This window comes from Lysobacter sp. (assembly GCF_035655815.1).
Classification (GTDB): domain Bacteria; phylum Pseudomonadota; class Gammaproteobacteria; order Xanthomonadales; family Xanthomonadaceae; genus Lysobacter_J.
The window spans coordinates 188587-202973 of the sequence record NZ_DASRTS010000027.1 but is presented as its reverse complement, the minus strand read 5'-3'; the positions used below and the strand labels follow the sequence as shown (position 1 = coordinate 202973).

General features: G+C 69.2%; 17 protein-coding genes. 11 read left to right on the top strand and 6 right to left on the bottom strand.

All coding sequences use genetic code 11. From position 1 onward, the window contains the following. Nucleotides 1-84: 84 nt before the first annotated feature. The 3 genes from VFE83_RS07435 (at nt 85) to VFE83_RS07425 (ending at nt 2175) form a co-directional block, all read left to right on the top strand. The gene (locus tag VFE83_RS07435) at nt 85-891 is read left to right on the top strand and encodes an arylamine N-acetyltransferase (RefSeq protein WP_324904624.1); all 807 of its coding nucleotides are present in this window, start codon (nt 85-87) and stop codon (nt 889-891) included. Nucleotides 892-922: 31 nt separating this feature from the next. After that, nucleotides 923-1543, top strand: a complete 621-nt coding sequence (locus VFE83_RS07430) for a hypothetical protein (protein ID WP_324904622.1) — start codon at nt 923-925, stop codon at nt 1541-1543. A 152-nt stretch (nt 1544-1695) separates the two neighbouring features. After that, nucleotides 1696-2175, top strand: coding sequence for a YbhB/YbcL family Raf kinase inhibitor-like protein (locus tag VFE83_RS07425; RefSeq protein ID WP_324904620.1), 480 nt, complete (start codon nt 1696-1698; stop codon nt 2173-2175). 3 nt (nt 2176-2178) lie between these two features. Here the strand turns inward: VFE83_RS07425 and VFE83_RS07420 are convergent, their stop codons facing one another. The 4 genes from VFE83_RS07420 to VFE83_RS07405 all read right to left on the bottom strand — a co-directional run bounded on the left by VFE83_RS07420 (nt 2179) and on the right by VFE83_RS07405 (nt 6201). Continuing rightward, nucleotides 2179-3042, bottom strand: a complete 864-nt coding sequence (locus VFE83_RS07420; protein WP_324904618.1) for an AraC family transcriptional regulator — start codon at nt 3040-3042, stop codon at nt 2179-2181. A gap of 105 nt (nt 3043-3147) precedes the next feature. After that, nucleotides 3148-4179 (bottom strand): NAD(P)-dependent alcohol dehydrogenase, encoded by a 1032-nt coding sequence (locus tag VFE83_RS07415; RefSeq protein WP_324904616.1) that lies wholly within the window; start codon nt 4177-4179, stop codon nt 3148-3150. 156 nt (nt 4180-4335) lie between these two features. Beyond that, on the bottom strand, nt 4336-5100 hold the full coding sequence (locus tag VFE83_RS07410; protein ID WP_324904614.1) for an SDR family oxidoreductase: 765 nt from the start codon (nt 5098-5100) through the stop codon (nt 4336-4338). 102 nt (nt 5101-5202) lie between these two features. After that, nucleotides 5203-6201 carry an aldo/keto reductase gene (locus tag VFE83_RS07405; protein ID WP_324904612.1) on the bottom strand — a complete coding sequence of 333 codons (999 nt, stop codon included), beginning with the start codon at nt 6199-6201 and terminating at the stop codon, nt 5203-5205. A 175-nt stretch (nt 6202-6376) separates the two neighbouring features. Here VFE83_RS07405 and VFE83_RS07400 point away from each other — a divergent pair, with 175 nt between their 5' ends. Beyond that, on the top strand, nt 6377-7309 hold the full coding sequence (locus VFE83_RS07400) for an AraC family transcriptional regulator (protein ID WP_324904610.1): 933 nt from the start codon (nt 6377-6379) through the stop codon (nt 7307-7309). Nucleotides 7310-7352: 43 nt separating this feature from the next. Further along, nucleotides 7353-7562: a hypothetical protein gene (locus tag VFE83_RS07395; protein WP_324904608.1), complete on the top strand. Its 210-nt coding sequence runs from the start codon at nt 7353-7355 to the stop codon at nt 7560-7562. A 56-nt stretch (nt 7563-7618) separates the two neighbouring features. Here the strand turns inward: VFE83_RS07395 and VFE83_RS07390 are convergent, their stop codons facing one another. Continuing rightward, nucleotides 7619-8614 carry an NADP-dependent oxidoreductase gene (locus VFE83_RS07390; RefSeq protein ID WP_324904606.1) on the bottom strand — a complete coding sequence of 332 codons (996 nt, stop codon included), beginning with the start codon at nt 8612-8614 and terminating at the stop codon, nt 7619-7621. Nucleotides 8615-8688: 74 nt separating this feature from the next. Here VFE83_RS07390 and soxR point away from each other — a divergent pair, with 74 nt between their 5' ends. The 6 genes from soxR (at nt 8689) to VFE83_RS07360 (ending at nt 13121) form a co-directional block, all read left to right on the top strand. Beyond that, entirely contained in the window at nt 8689-9132 is a 444-nt protein-coding gene (gene soxR, locus VFE83_RS07385; protein WP_324904605.1) for a redox-sensitive transcriptional activator SoxR, read from the top strand. Nucleotides 9133-9207: 75 nt separating this feature from the next. Further along, a complete protein-coding gene (locus tag VFE83_RS07380) occupies nt 9208-10395 on the top strand; it encodes a glycosyltransferase (RefSeq protein WP_324904602.1) in 1188 nt (395 codons plus the stop codon). A gap of 66 nt (nt 10396-10461) precedes the next feature. Further along, entirely contained in the window at nt 10462-10971 is a 510-nt protein-coding gene (locus tag VFE83_RS07375; RefSeq protein WP_324904600.1) for a DUF1993 domain-containing protein, read from the top strand. Next, nucleotides 10971-11618: a DUF998 domain-containing protein gene (locus VFE83_RS07370; protein ID WP_324904598.1), complete on the top strand. Its 648-nt coding sequence runs from the start codon at nt 10971-10973 to the stop codon at nt 11616-11618. The genes VFE83_RS07375 and VFE83_RS07370 overlap by 1 nt, the downstream gene beginning before the upstream one ends. Before the next feature lie 55 nt (nt 11619-11673). Further along, nucleotides 11674-12417: a sulfurtransferase gene (locus tag VFE83_RS07365; RefSeq protein WP_324904596.1), complete on the top strand. Its 744-nt coding sequence runs from the start codon at nt 11674-11676 to the stop codon at nt 12415-12417. Between the two features lie 68 nt (nt 12418-12485). Further along, nucleotides 12486-13121, top strand: coding sequence for a hypothetical protein (locus tag VFE83_RS07360; protein WP_324904594.1), 636 nt, complete (start codon nt 12486-12488; stop codon nt 13119-13121). A 12-nt stretch (nt 13122-13133) separates the two neighbouring features. Here the strand turns inward: VFE83_RS07360 and VFE83_RS07355 are convergent, their stop codons facing one another. Continuing rightward, nucleotides 13134-14387, bottom strand: a complete 1254-nt coding sequence (locus VFE83_RS07355) for a TIGR03862 family flavoprotein (protein WP_324904592.1) — start codon at nt 14385-14387, stop codon at nt 13134-13136.

Sequence of the window (14387 nt, the reverse complement as noted above, 5' to 3'; positions counted from 1 at the left end):
GCACGATTCTGCGTTGCGCCAGCGGCGCGGCTGCGCCTCCGAAGGGCTGACAGAATCGGCGCATCCCATCCCCAGGAGCGCTGCATGGCCCTAGACGCCTACCTCGACCGCATTGGCTACCAGGGCGCGCGGGAACCCACCGATGCGGTGTTGCGGGAGCTGACCTTCCGCCACGCCACGACCATCCCGTTCGAGAACCTCGATCCGTTCCTCGGCAAGCCGGTGGAGCTGGCGCCCGAGGCGCTGCAGCGCAAGCTGGTCCAGTCGCGCCGCGGCGGCTACTGCTACGAGCACAATCTGCTGCTGAAGCAGGCACTGGAAGCCGTCGGCTTCGACGTGACGGGACTGGCGGCGCGCGTGCTGTGGAATGGTCCGGAGGATCGCATCACCTCGCGCAGCCACATGCTGCTGCAGGTGAACCTGCCGGACGGTCCGAAGGTGGTGGACGTCGGTTTCGGTGGCATGACGCCGACTGGCGTGCTGGACCTGCGCGAGGACGTCGAACAGCCGACGCCTCACGAGCCGTTCCGCCTGATACGCCGCGACGGCGATTGGTGGATGCAGGGTCGCGTCGGCGATCGCTGGGCCACGTTGTACCGCTTCGACCTGCAGCGCCAGCATCCCGTGGACTACGAAGCGTCCAGCTGGTTCCTCTCGACGCACGCGTCGTCGCACTTCACCACCGGGCTGATTGCCGCGCGCCCGGTGAAGGAAGGTCGCCATGCGTTGCGCAACCGCGAATACACCTTCCATCGACTGGGCGGTGCCAGCGAGCGTCGCGAGCTGCGTGACGTGGACGAAGTACTCGAGGTCCTCGAGCGCGTGTTCGACATCCAGCCGCCGGACGTGCCACAGCTGGCCACGCGCCTGCAGCAACTGTTCGAAAGCTGACGAAGGGCGGGCGTCGCGGCACAATCGTGCGATGTCCACGACCCTCGACCAGCTCCCGTTCGCACTGCCCGAGCCGCAACGGCTCGCATTGCAGGAGGCGTACGCCACGCCGCCGCGCGCGTACCACAACTTCCAGCACGTGCTGGAAGTGCTGCGCCATTATGGCGAGGTCGCGCAGGGGCCGGGCTGGCGGCAACCGGCGGAAGTCGCGCTGGCAGTGCTCTATCACGATGCGATCTACGAGGCCGGCCGTCGCGACAACGAGACCCGCTCGGCGGAGATGGCGGTGGCGCACATCGGGCGCTGGCTGCCGACGCTCGGCGTGGACGCGAAGCGCGTGATGACGCTGATCGAGCTGACTGCACGGCACGGTTCGTTCTCGCCTGGCGACGTGGACGAAGAGGCCGCGCTGTTCCTGGATTGCGACATGGCGATCCTGGGGGCCGAACCGGTCGTTTTCGACGCGTACGATCGCGCCATTGCCGCCGAGTACCGCGCACACGTGCCGTCGTGGCTGTTCAGGATCAACCGCAAGCGCTTCCTCAAGGGCCTGCTGTCGCGCGAACGCATCTACCTCAGCGATTTTTTCCACCAGCGACTGGACACGCAGGCGCGTCGCAACCTGCGACGTGCCGTGACGCACAAGCGTTAGTGCACCGTGACGGCCCGCGCGCACGCGGTTCGTAGAATCGGATGAGTTCACCGGAGGGTCGTGCCATGACGGTCGCGCGATCCATGAGTCTGTGCGCAGTGCTGGTCGCCTTGGCGCTGTTCCCCCTTTGCAGTCGCGGAAAGGAGGCGAGCGTGTCGTTTCGTCTGAGTTCTCCCGCGTTCACCCAACAGGGTGCGATTCCATCGAAGTACACCTGCGACGGCGAAGACATTTCGCCCGCGCTGCAGTGGTCCGGCGTTCCATCGGGTGCGAAGAGCCTGGCGCTGATCGTCGAGGATCCGGACGCGCCCGATCCGGCCGCGCCGCAGCGCGTGTGGGGACACTGGGTGCTGTACAACCTGCTGCCGGATTCCGATGGCCTGCCCGAAGCCGTGACCGCTGAGCAGTTGCCGAAAGGTACGCTGCAGGGCGCCAACGACTGGAAACGCGCCGGCTACGGCGGACCGTGTCCGCCGATCGGCCGGCATCGCTATTTCCATCGGCTGTACGCGCTGGACACGGTGTTGCCGCAGCTGCAGCAGCCGGATAAGAGCGCATTGCGCGACGCGATGGAAGGCCACGTGCTGGCCGAGGCCGAGCTCATCGGCACCTACCAGCGCAGCGGCGGATAGGCCTTACTTCAACGGCAGGTTGATCGCGGTCTTCCATTCCGACGGCGGCAGCGAGGACGGATCGTTGAGGTATTCCTCGTACACCGGCGCGTTGCCGGCCTCCTCGAAACTGTTGGGCAGCCATTGGCAGAACAGCCAGTCGTAGGCGCGTTCGAGTTCCGCGTAGGGTCCGGTATGCACCACGGTGGCGTGGCGTCCGCCGGCGATCTCGATCCAGCGCATCCCGTCTTCCAGCGGCGCGTTGGCCGGCACCTGAAGGCAGGCATCGGCGCGCAGTTCGTCCACCGGCGTCTCCGACGGTGCGTCGTAGTAGACGCCGAAACTGCGCGTGTTGGGGCCGAGCAGGCCGTTGCGGCCGGCCCAGCCCATCAGCCGGTCGAAGGTGGTGCCGATCTTCTGGTAGTCGCCGCGATGCGGCAGCGCGACCACGCGGACCGGGGCAAGGATGGTGATCTCGGCGGTGTACATGTGCAGGTCCTCGACGAAGGGATGGCTCGCCGCCGGAGCTATGTCCGGCGGTACGGTGCGCCGCTGGCGGAACGCGCCCGGCGTGCACCGGTAGGTGCTGCCGAACGCGCGGGTGAACGCCGCCACGCTGCCGTAGCCGGCGCGGCGTGCGATGTCCGCGATGCTGCGCGGGCTGTCGAGCAGTTCGCTGGCGGCGCGATGCAGCCGCAGCCGCCGCAGCGTGCCGGTCACCGTCTCGCCCATCTGGCCGCGATAGATGCGGTGAAAATGCCAAGGCGAGAAGTGGCCCACCTCCGCCAGCTGCGCCAGCGTGAGCGGCTGGTCCAGTCGCGTGGACATCCATGCGACGACCTTGCCGATGCGGGTGCTGTAGCTGTCGAAGGTCTGGCTGCGGTTCACGGGCGGTTCCATCTGCGTCGCGCCCATGCTGGCCAACCGGGTTTGATTCAGGTTGCGAAGTTGCGCGGGCGCCCACTGTAACGGGCGCTCGCGGATACGGCAGGATCAGGGCACCAGCACCGCGCGTCCCTTGATGCCGCCCTGGCGCAGCGTGCTGTACACGTCCAACGCCTTTTCCAGCGGGAACTTCTCCACCTGCGGATGGATGCGGCCGTCGCCGGCCAGTGCGATCACTTCCATCAGTTCCGTGCGCGAGCCCCAGTACGGCACCGTCACCTGGCAGCCGTACGGAGGCTGGTTGGCGCGATAGTGCAGCGTGCCGCCACCGAGCCCGACGACGGTGATGCGGCTGTTGCGGCCGACCACGCGCACGCAAAGGTCGATGGTGGGTTGCGCGCCGACGAAGTCCAGCGCCAGCACCGCGCCGCGCGGACCGGTGAGTTTGGCGACGGCTTCGGCCGCCGCGTCCACGTTGCGCGTGTCGACGGTGTGGCGCACGCCCAGTTCCTTCGCGTGCGCCAGCTTGTGTTCGTCGATGTCGCCGGCGATGACAGTGGCCGCGCACAGCGCCTGCAGCAACTGCACCGCCATATGGCCCAGGCCGCCGATACCGATGACCAGCACGTGCGTGTCAGGTGTCAGGATCGGCAGAGCCGCCTTGATCGCGTGGTACGGCGTGAGCGCGGCGTCGCTCAATGGTGCGGCCAATGCAGGATCGAGTTTGCCCAGCGGCACCAGCAGGCGTGGCGAGGGCACCAGCATGTAGTCGGCCATGCCGCCATCGGAACCCAGGCCTCCGCCCATGGTGGTCAGCGAGGCGTGGTTCTCGCAGTAGTTCTCGGCCGAGGTCTGGCAGGTGTGGCAGCGACCGCAGCCCCAGGGGCCGTACACCGCGACGGGGTCGCCTTCCTTCCAGCCTTCCACGCCCTGGCCCAGGCCGGCGATCCAGCCGGCGTTCTCGTGGCCCAGCGTGAAGGGGCCTTTGAGGCCAAGGTCCTCGTCCATGATGTGCAGGTCTGAGTGGCACACGCCCGCGCCGCCGATCTTCACCAGTACCTGCCCCGGGCCGGGTGTCGGCTGCGGGACATCGACGATCTCCGCGGGCTTTCCGACTTCGACGAAGCGCACGGCTTTCATGGCGGGCCTCCTGGCAGCGTGACGGTGCCGCCAGTCTGCGCGCGTGCGGGTAAGCAGCCTGTCAATCGCGAATACCTTGCGACGGAACGGCATGCCGCGCACACCGCACCGCCCACGAAAGTACGGCCCGCATTGCGCGGGCCGTACGTGACGTGCTCAGTACGCCTGGGCGGTCGGACGCACCACCAGTTCGTTGACGTCGACGTCAGCCGGCTGACCGATGGCGAAGGCGATCGCGCGTGCGATCGCATCGGCCGGCAGCATGTCCTTGCGGAACACTTCGTCCACTTCGCGCTTCATCGCCGGATCGGAGATGGTGCTGGTGAGTTCGGACTCGACCGCACCCGGGGCGATGGTGGTCACGCGCAGGAACGGCGATTCCTGGCGCAGGCCTTCCGACAACGCATGCACGGCGAACTTGGTCGCGCAGTACACCGCGGCGGTGGGGAACACCATGCGGCCGGCGACCGACGAGACGTTCACGAACTGCCCGGCCTTCTGCGCGTGCATCACCGGCAGCGCGGCGCCGATGCCGAACAGCACGCCCTTCACGTTGACGTCGACCATGCGCTCCCATTCGTCGACCTTGAGGTCGGCCATGCGTGAGAGCGGCATGACGCCGGCGTTGTTCACCAGCACGTCGAGGCGGCCGTACTGGTCGACCGTCGCGCGGATGAAGGCTTCCACCGACTCGCGCTGCGTGACGTCCAGCGCCTGGACCAGCACCTGGCCGCCGCGTTCGCGGATCTTCGCGGCCAGTGCTTCCAGCCGGTCGGTGCGGCGCGCGCCCAGCGCGAGGCGTGCGCCGTGTGCGGCCAGGCGCAGCGCGGTGGCTTCGCCGATGCCGCTGCTGGCGCCGGTGATCGCGATGACCTTGTCGCCGATGTCGAGGGCGCCGATGTCGAGGGTTTCGTGTGACATGTGAATCTCCTTGGTTGGAACGAACGGATCCGCTGCGGTCGCGATGAGGCGGCCGCAGATTCGGAGCGGAGGGGAGGCCGGCGCGACTGCGCCGGCGATGGATCAGGCGTTGACGCTGGCCATGCTCGCGGCCGGATAACGCGTGCCGGCCACTTCATGCCGGGCCAGCACGTCGTCCAGGCGGCGCTGCTCGTTGAGCGTCAGGTCGATGCGCGTGGCGGCGGCGTTCTCGTCCAGGCGCGCGATGCGGCGCGTGCCGGGAATCGGCACGATGTCCGCACCGCGATGCAGCAGCCACGCCAGCGCCAGCTGCGCCGGCGTGCATTCGCGCTCCTGCGCAAGTTCGCGCACGGCCTGCACCAGCAACTGGTTGCGGTCGATGTTGCCGTCCTGGAAGCGCGGGTTCTGCCGGCGCCAGTCGTCCGCGGCCAGCTCGCCGGTGTTCTGGATCGCGCCGGTCAGGAAGCCGCGGCCGAGCGGGCTGTATGCCACGAAGCCGATGCCCAGTTCGCGGCAGGCGGGTAGGGCGTCGTTCTCGACGTCGCGCGTCCACAGCGAGTATTCGCTCTGCAATGCGGCGATGGGATGCACCGCAGCTGCGCGGCGCACGGTCGCACCGGAGGCTTCCGACAGGCCCAGGTGCCGCACCTTGCCGGCTTCGACCAGCCGCGCCATCGCGCCGACGGTGTCCTCGATGGGCACCTTGGGGTCCACGCGGTGCTGGTAGTACAGGTCGATGTATTCGACACCCAGGCGCTTGAGGCTGGCATCGCAGGCGGCGGCGACGTACTCGGGGCGGCCGTCGATGCCGAGGAAGTCGCCGTTGGGTGCGCGCACGTTGCCGAACTTCGTGGCCAGCACGACCTCGTCGCGACGGGTGCGCAGCACCTTGGCCAGCAGTTCCTCGTTGCGGCCCACGCCGTACATGTCCGCGGTGTCGAGGAAGTTCACGCCGATGTCGATGGCGTGCTCGAGCACGGCAAGGTTCCCGGCCTCGTCGCTGGGACCGTAGAAGTCCGACATGCCCATGCAGCCCAGGCCGATGGCGGAGACGGTGAGGCCCTGGCGGCCCAGCGTGCGACGGGCGAACGGAATGTTCATGCGGTGTCTCCTGAGGGGTGGGGGGAGGGTGGACACATGCTCCTCCCGGGACCTCTCCACGCGTTAGCCCATTGCTCGCCGATCCTTGCCCGATCCTCCGTCACTGTGGGCGGGGCACGAGACACGCGCGCGCGCTCGCGCATAATCGCCAAGACCTCCCCCGGCAGGAAAACCCATGAACGACAATGCTTCCAACGTGGTTGCCGCGCCCCATGCCCTGGAGGCCCAGCAGGCGGAGCTGGCCGACCGGATTGCCCGAAACATCCCCGGCGACGGCCTGCACCCCACGCCCGTGCAAGGCCTGTGGCTGATCCAGGCCAGCGAACCCTCGCAGCCATTGCCGACCGTCTACCACCCCAGCATCTGCGTGGTCGTGCAGGGCCGGAAGCAGGCGATGCTGGCCGAGGAAGTCTTCCTGTACGACCCGCTCAACTACCTGGTGGTGTCGATGTCGCTGCCGATCACGGGGCAGATCCTCGACGCCACGCCGGAACACCCGTACCTGTGCCTGCGCGTGGATATCGACACGGCCATGGTCGGCGAACTGGTGCGGCAGTTGCCGATGGAACGCGACAACGCAACGGCACGCGGGCGTGCGGTGTACCTGGGCCGCACCAGTGCATCGCTGCTCGACGCGATGCTGCGTCTGGTACGCCTGCTCGACACGCCGGACGAGGCCGCGGTGCTGGCGCCGCTGGCGCTGCGCGAGATCCACTACCGCGTGCTCACCGGCGAACTCGGCGGCCGTCTGCGCGAGCTGTGCGACGTGGAAGGCAACGCCCAGCGCGTCGCGCGCTCCATCGAGCTGATCAAGCAGCGCTACCACGAACCGCTGCGCGTCGAGCAACTGGCGTCCACCGCGCACATGAGCGTGTCGTCGTTCCACGAGCACTTCAAGGCCGCCACCGCCATGACGCCGCTGCAGTACCAGAAGCAGCTGCGCCTGCAGGAGGCGCGACGCCTGATGCTGGTGGACGGCATTGAAGCGGCCGCGGCGAGCCACCGCGTCGGATACGAGAGCCCGTCGCAGTTCAGTCGCGAGTACCGGCGCCTGTTCGGCGCACCGCCGCGCCGCGAGGTGATGGCGATGCGCGGCGTCGCAGGCTAGCCTGTCGGCCACTCACGACGCCGCGACGCGGCACGGAAGCCTGATGTCGCTGCTGCTGGAACTACTCGAACACGTCCTGGACTACGTGAATTCCTGGCGCCTGTACCTGGCGCTGGTGGTCACCGCGATCGCGTTGTGGCTGGTGCTGGACTTCATGGCGCTGGGCGCGGGCCGTACGGTGCTGGCCATCGCCGTGGCAGTCGTCGGGATCGTCGGCGGATTCCGCTGGGCGAGAGCGGCGGAGGCGGGATGAGGGCTGCTTCGTCCTGAGTCGGGCTCGGCGGCGGCGTATCGATCCGCCCCCTGACCTCACAACGCGTGACCAAACGTGTTGTAGACCATCAGCACCACCTTGCCGCGCCCGTGGCCGTTCTCGACATCGCGATGGGCCGTGGCCGCGTAGGCGAGGGGGTAGATGTCGCGCACGTGCACGCGCAGGCGCCCGGCGTCGTGCAGCTCGACCAGCTCCTGCAGGCGTTCGCGGCTACGCTGGCTGCGGATGGCCTGCACGCCCAGGCGCTGCACGTCCTCGAAATCCACCAGCGTGCCGATCCGCGACGGCTCGATGCCCAGCGCGATGGACGCGTCGAGCGCGCCGCGGCCGCTGCCGTCCAGCGCGGCATGCACGCCATGCGGGGCGAGTTCGCGCACGCGTTCGGCCAGGCCCGGTCCGTACAGCACGGGTTCGGCGCCGAGCGAGCGCAGGTAGTCGTGGTTCTCGCGGCTGGCGGTGCCGATGACCCGTGCGCCGCGCAATCGCGCCAGTTGCACCGCGATCGTGCCCACGCCACCCGCGGCGCCGTGCACCAGCACCGTGTCGCCGCGCTGGATCTCCAGCGCCTGCACAGCCGTGTGCGCGGTCTGGCCCGATGCCGAAAGCGCGCCGGCCACCGCCCACGACATCATCATCGGCTTGAGCACGACCTGCTCCGCCGCGACCACCACCGCTTCGGCATAGGCATTGGCGTTGGTCCAGCCCAGCACTTCGTCGCCGGTCGCCAGGCCGCACACGCCCGGTCCGATTGCATCGATCACGCCGGCGAACTCGTTGCCCAGTTGTCGCGGGAACGGCGCCTGGCCGATACCGCGCTGCGCGAACCAGCCGCTGCGCGTGGCGCAATCGGCGGGCTGCACGCCGGCCGCGCGCACGCGCACGCGGACTTCGCCGGGTCCCGGTTCGGGCAGCGGCAGCTCGGCCAGGCGCAGCACGTCCGGCGGGCCATACGCGTCGAACACGACGGCCTGCATCGTGGGAGCGGACGTCTTGCGTGCGACATAGCCGTCGCGGGCGTTGCGGGTATCCATGGCCTGTCCGGTTTGACTCGAAACGGAGAGGCCAGCGAGGATAGGACCTCAACTTAAGTTGAGGTCAAGCGCCCATGGCGGCCGAACCGCTCACCGTCGGCGAACTCGCGCAACGCAGCGGCGTCGCGGTATCCGCGCTGCACTTCTACGAGTCCAGAGGCCTGATCCGCAGCACGCGCACGGCGGGCAACCAGCGACGCTATCCGCGCGACATGCTCAGGCGCATCGCGATCATCCGCGCGGCGCAGCGCGTGGGGATGCCGCTGGCGGCGATCCGCGAGGCGCTGGCGAGCTTGCCGCAGGAACGGACGCCCACCCGGCGCGACTGGGCCCGCCTGTCCAGCGCGTGGCGGGCGGAGCTGGACGCTCGCATCGCCCAGCTGATCCAGATGCGCGACACGCTGGACGACTGCATCGGCTGCGGCTGCCTGTCGCTGGACCGCTGCCGCTTGGCCAATCCGGGCGACGTGCTGGCCGAGCATGGCGCCGGCGCGCAGCGCTGGAGCGAAGACGGATAGTCATTCGTGTCCACCGTGTGACACGCCTGTAACAATCCGCCGCTGCAATCGTGCGAACCCATGCCGGATTGCGCGATGAACATCCTGATGCTGTCGGACGTGTACTTCCCGCGGGTGAACGGGGCTTCGACCTCGATCCGCACCTTCGCCCGTGCCCTGGTGCGGATGGGCCACTCGGTGACGCTGGTGGCCCCCGACTACGGACCGGACAGCGGGCAACAGGCACACGACGGCGAGTTCGAGGTGTTGCGCGTGCCGGCGCGCGTGATCTTCTTCGATCCGGAAGACCGGCTGATGCGCGCAGATGCGTTGCGCGAACTGCGCCCGCAACTGGCCGCGCGCGAGTGGGACGTGATCCACATCCACACGCCGTTCCGCGCACATGCGCTGGGCGTGTGGCTGTCGCGGCAGGGCGGCTGGCCCACGGTGGAGACCTACCACACCTATTTCGAGGAATACGTCGGCCACTACCTGCCGTGGCTGCCCACGTCGCTGGCGCGCTGGGTGGCGCGCGCCGCCTCGCGCCGGCTGTGCCATGGCGTGGACCACCTGATCGTGCCGAGTGCGCAGATGGTCGACGTGCTCGCGCGATACGGCATCCACACGCCGAACACGGTCATCCCCACCGGCATCGACCTGGCCGAGTTCAGCGGCGGGGACGGTGCGCGGTTCCGCAGCGAGCACGGACTGGCGCCGGACAAGCCGACGCTGGTGACGGTCAGCCGTCTGTCGCTGGAGAAGAACATCGCCTTCCTGCTGCGCGTGGTGCGGCGGCTGGTCCCGGATTTCCCGCAGCTGCGCTTCCTCATCGCGGGCGAGGGCCCGGACGAGCCGCGCCTGCGCCGCCTGGTGCAGGAACTGGAACTGCAGGACCACGTGCGGTTCTTCGGCAACCTGGACCGGCGCACGACGCTGCTCGATGCCTACCGTGCCGGTGATGCGTTCGTGTTCGCCTCGCCGACGGAGACACAGGGCCTGGTGCTGATCGAAGCGATGGCGCTGGGCGTGCCCATCGTCTCCACTGCGGTGATGGGCACCGCCACCGTGCTGCGCGACGCGCACGGCGCGCTGGTCGCGAAGGAGGATGTCGACGACTTCGCCGCCGCGGTGTCGCGCGTGCTGTCCTCGCCCGAACTGCGCGCGACGCTGTCGGCCGCGGGGCCTGCGGATGCGCGGCAGTGGAGTTCGGACGTACTGATGGCGAAGGTGGAGGCGCTGTACGCCTCGCTGGCCCAGCGGCGACAGGCGCTGGCGGCGGCCTGAACCAGCGTTCCGCCGGCCGGGGCTGCGTGTACCATCGCGGCCATCTTCCAGAACCGGATGCGATGCATGTCCCTGACCATGTACGAGGCCTCGGTGCCCGTGTTCCGCCACATGCTGCGCGCCATGGCCGGCGTGCTCGAAAAGGGCCGGGCGCATGCCGAGGAAAAGGGCATCGAACCGGACGCGCTGCTGCAGGCGCGCCTGTTCCCGGACATGTTCCCGCTGACCCGGCAGGTGCAGATCGCCTGCGACTTCGCCAAGGGCGTGTGCGCGCGCCTGGCCGACGTGGAAGTGCCGTCGTTCGCCGACGACGAGCGCAGCTTCGCCGACCTGGACGACCGCATCTCGCGCACGCTGGCCTTCATCGAGGGGCTGGACGTACTGCTGTTCGAGGGCAGCGACGAGCGTGAGGTCGTGCTGCGGCCAGGTACGCCGAAGGAGCGCCGCTTCGACGGCAAGGCCTACCTCACGCACTACGGCCTGCCGCAGTTCTACTTCCACGTCACCACGGCCTATGCGCTGCTGCGCCATAACGGCGTGCCCGTGGGCAAGCTGGACTACATGGGCGCCCGCTGATGGAGGCGCCGCCGGTCGCGTCGGCCACGCCGCTCACGCCGACGCAGGTGCGCGGCATCGGCACGGTGGCCTTCTTGTGCGTGCTGGCGTTCGCGGCGGTGGCGACCGCGCTGCAGGGCGTGCGCGTGGACCTGGACTGGGTGCGCGCGCCGCTGAGCTTCTATCTGGTCGGTCCGCACGCGTGGTGGCTGCAGGCGGCCTACATCGCACTCGCGATTGCGCTGGCCATGCTCGGTGCCGGCTACTACGGGGCCAGTCCTCCGACGAGCCGCCGCATCCTGCCGATGGTGCTGTTCGTCGTGGGCGCACTCGCCCTGGGCGTAACCGCGCTGGCCGAGACCGACCTGGGCGGCGGCCGGGTGCGAACAACGGCTGCCTACGTGCATGCGATCGCCGCGCCGATTGCCTTCCTCGGCACCACGCTGGGGATGCTGGCGCAGTCGTGGCGGTTCCGCGCCGACCCGCGCTGGCAGCGCCATTTCGCGACGGGCTTCGGCCTGGCGGTGTTCTGCTTCATCGCGCTGTGGGTGCATGCGCTGTGGCGCGAACTGCCCCGCGGGTTGAGCCAGAAGGTAGTGATCGTGGCCATCCTGGTCTGGCTGGCGCTGGCGGCGCACTGGCTGCGTCGCACCCCGGCGTCCACGTAGAAACAACAGGTTATGTAGCGAAGTTCGCGCATTGTCTCCCGCTTACAATGCGCGGATGCTGTTGAACGTCGCCGCCTACCATTTCGCCCCCATCGACCAGCCTCACGCGCTGGCCGCCGACGTGCACGCCCGCGCCGAGCGCGACGGCCTGCTCGGCACCGTCCTGATCGCCCCTGAAGGCATCAACCTGTTCCTGGCCGGCGATGACGCCGCCATCCATGGCCTGCTCGATTCGTTGCGCCAACTTCCGGGCCTGGAGTCGCTGACCGCCAAGTTCAGCCATAGCCGCGGCCAGCCGTTCGGCCGGCTCAAGGTGAAGGTGAAGCCGGAGATCATCGCGTTCCGCCGTGAAGCGTCCTCTCCACTGGAGTCCGGGCGGGCGCCGGCGGTGGCGCCGCCGACGCTGGCGCGCTGGCTGGACCAGGGGCACGACGACGACGGCAAGCGCGTCGTGATGCTGGACACGCGCAATCGCGAGGAGTTCGGCTACGGCACCTTCGCCAGCGCGCTGACGCTGCCGATCGACAACTTCACCGACCTGCCACAGGCGCTGGAGCCGCACCGCGAGGCGCTGCAGGATGCGACCGTGGTGAGTTTCTGCACCGGCGGCATCCGTTGCGAGAAGGCCGCGTTGTGGATGCACGCGCAGGGAATGAGCAACGTGCTGCAGCTCGACGGCGGCATCCTGGGGTATTTTGAGCAGGTCGGCGGCCGCCACTACGAAGGCCGCTGCTTTGTGTTCGACGAGCGCGTTGCGCTCGATGCGGACCTGCAACCGATGGTGGACGACGCGGCCTGAGCCGCAACGCGCGGTGCTCACGCGCCGTCCGCACGTGCAAGCGAGGAGTGCGAACTGTGAGGAAGGCGATGTCGAAATCCGGTGTGGTCGGGGCTCCGCTGACGGCGGCGCTGGCAACGTTGCTGCTGGCGGCGTGCGAGCCGTCCAAGCCCGTGAACACGGCTCCGCCGGAGGAGATCACCGCGCCCGCGCCGGCCGCCAACCCGCAGCCGGATGCCAACGCCATGCCGGTCGAGCGCGCCGCGCCGCCGGTGGTCAAGCCGGTGGCGCTGGGCGAATACGACCCGGGCAACCCGGTGGCGATTGCCGTGACCGGCAAGCTCACCCTGGAAGAGACCGAGCTCAAGGGCGAGAACGGCGCCCGTTTCACCACCGAGCGCGTCGCGCTGGTGAACGGTGGCGACCAGTACTCGGCCGGCAACACCTATGCGCAGGCCATGATGATTCCGGCGGATCTGCAGGTGGAACTGCGCCGCGTGCTGGAGGAAACCCCGCCGACCGAAGCGCCGGCCAACGCGCTGTGCGGCGGCAGCCGCACCGGCTTCATCGCACTGGCCAAGGTGGAAGAGGGCGACGGCGAGATGCTCAAGCTGATCGGGCTCAAGGGCACCGACCTGCCGGCCGCGAGCGCGCAGGGTGTCGAGCTGTGCGCCAGCACCTTCTACATCCGCACCGGCCCGCTGAAGGAAGCCGAACAGGGCTGAGCCCGGCGGTGATCAGCCCGCGGTCCGGCCGCGCAGCCATGCCACCGCGCCATGGCCCGCACGAAGGCCGGCGGCAAAACACGCGGTGAGCAGATAGCCGCCGGTCGGCGCTTCCCAGTCGAGCATCTCGCCCGCGCAGAACGTGCCGGGCAATGCGCGCAGCATCAGCGCGTCGTCCAGTGCTTCCAGGCGCACGCCGCCCGCGCTGCTGATGGCTTCCTCGATGGGCCGCGCGCGTTGCAACCGCAGCGGCAAGCGCTTGATCGTGCGTGACAGCGTCTGGATGTCGGCCATCGCGTCGCGGTCGATCACCTCGTACAGCAGCGCGGCCTTCACGCCGGTAATTCCGGCATGACGGCGCAGGTGTTCGCTGAGGCTGCGTCCGCCACGGGGACGCGACAGGTCCTCGTGCAGGCGGTGCAGTTCGCGTCCCGGCGCCAGGTCGAGTTCCAGGAGAGCTTCGCCGCGCGCCGCGATGGTGTCGCGAAGCGTGGCCGAAAGCGCATAGACCAGGCTGCCTTCGATGCCGGTCCGCGTGACCACGCATTCGCCCTGCAACTCGTGCGGGCGACCTTCCGCGTCGTGCCAGTGCGCGATCACTGGCTTCAGCGGCGCACCGGCGTGACGCGTGGCGAAGTGCTCGCTCCAGCCGATGTCGAAGCCGCAGTTGGACGGCAGCAATGGCGCCACGTCGACGCCGCGCTGGCGCAGCACGTCGGCCCAGGCGCCGTCCGAGCCCAGTTCCGGCCAGCTGCCGCCGCCGAGCGCCAGCACGGTCGCGCCGGCATGCACGCTGCGCACGCCATCGGGCGTGTCGAACCTCAGCGCACCGTCGTCATCCCAGCCAAGCCAGCGATGCTGCACGTGGAAGCGCACCCCATCCTCGCGCAGGCGCCGCACCCAGCCGCGCAGCAGCGGCGCCGCCTTGCGGTCCATCGGAAACACGCGGCCGGAGGTGCCGACGTAAGTGTCCACGCCCAGGCCACGCGCCCATTCGCGCAGGCCATCGGCATCCAGATCGTCGAGCCATTCGCCGACCTCGCGTGCGCGCCCGCCATAGCGTGCGTCGAATGCGGGACGCGGCTCGCCGTGGGTCAGATTGAGCCCGCCCTTGCCTGCGATGAGGAACTTGCGGCCGACCGATCCCTTGGCCTCGAACACGTCGACTTCCACGCCGGCAGCGCGCGCGACTTCCGCCGCCATCAGGCCGGCGGGGCCGCCGCCGACGATGGCGAGCGCGGTGGTGGAGGGCGTGGAAGAGGACAT

Bases quoted from the DNA above. Each gene is read 5' to 3' on its own strand.
- VFE83_RS07435 (WP_324904624.1), top strand. From the start codon at position 85: ATGGCCCTAGACGCCTACCTCGACCGCATTGGCTACCAGGGCGCGCGG.
- VFE83_RS07430 (WP_324904622.1), top strand. From the start codon at position 923: ATGTCCACGACCCTCGACCAGCTCCCGTTCGCACTGCCCGAGCCGCAA.
- VFE83_RS07415 (WP_324904616.1), bottom strand. From the start codon at position 4,179: ATGAAAGCCGTGCGCTTCGTCGAAGTCGGAAAGCCCGCGGAGATCGTC.
- VFE83_RS07410 (WP_324904614.1), bottom strand. From the start codon at position 5,100: ATGTCACACGAAACCCTCGACATCGGCGCCCTCGACATCGGCGACAAG.
- VFE83_RS07405 (WP_324904612.1), bottom strand. From the start codon at position 6,201: ATGAACATTCCGTTCGCCCGTCGCACGCTGGGCCGCCAGGGCCTCACC.
- VFE83_RS07400 (WP_324904610.1), top strand. From the start codon at position 6,377: ATGAACGACAATGCTTCCAACGTGGTTGCCGCGCCCCATGCCCTGGAG.
- VFE83_RS07395 (WP_324904608.1), top strand. From the start codon at position 7,353: ATGTCGCTGCTGCTGGAACTACTCGAACACGTCCTGGACTACGTGAAT.
- VFE83_RS07390 (WP_324904606.1), bottom strand. From the start codon at position 8,614: ATGGATACCCGCAACGCCCGCGACGGCTATGTCGCACGCAAGACGTCC.
- soxR (WP_324904605.1), top strand. From the start codon at position 8,689: ATGGCGGCCGAACCGCTCACCGTCGGCGAACTCGCGCAACGCAGCGGC.
- VFE83_RS07380 (WP_324904602.1), top strand. From the start codon at position 9,208: ATGAACATCCTGATGCTGTCGGACGTGTACTTCCCGCGGGTGAACGGG.
- VFE83_RS07375 (WP_324904600.1), top strand. From the start codon at position 10,462: ATGTCCCTGACCATGTACGAGGCCTCGGTGCCCGTGTTCCGCCACATG.
- VFE83_RS07370 (WP_324904598.1), top strand. From the start codon at position 10,971: ATGGAGGCGCCGCCGGTCGCGTCGGCCACGCCGCTCACGCCGACGCAG.
- VFE83_RS07365 (WP_324904596.1), top strand. From the start codon at position 11,674: ATGCTGTTGAACGTCGCCGCCTACCATTTCGCCCCCATCGACCAGCCT.
- VFE83_RS07360 (WP_324904594.1), top strand. From the start codon at position 12,486: ATGTCGAAATCCGGTGTGGTCGGGGCTCCGCTGACGGCGGCGCTGGCA.
- VFE83_RS07355 (WP_324904592.1), bottom strand. From the start codon at position 14,387: ATGTCCTCTTCCACGCCCTCCACCACCGCGCTCGCCATCGTCGGCGGC.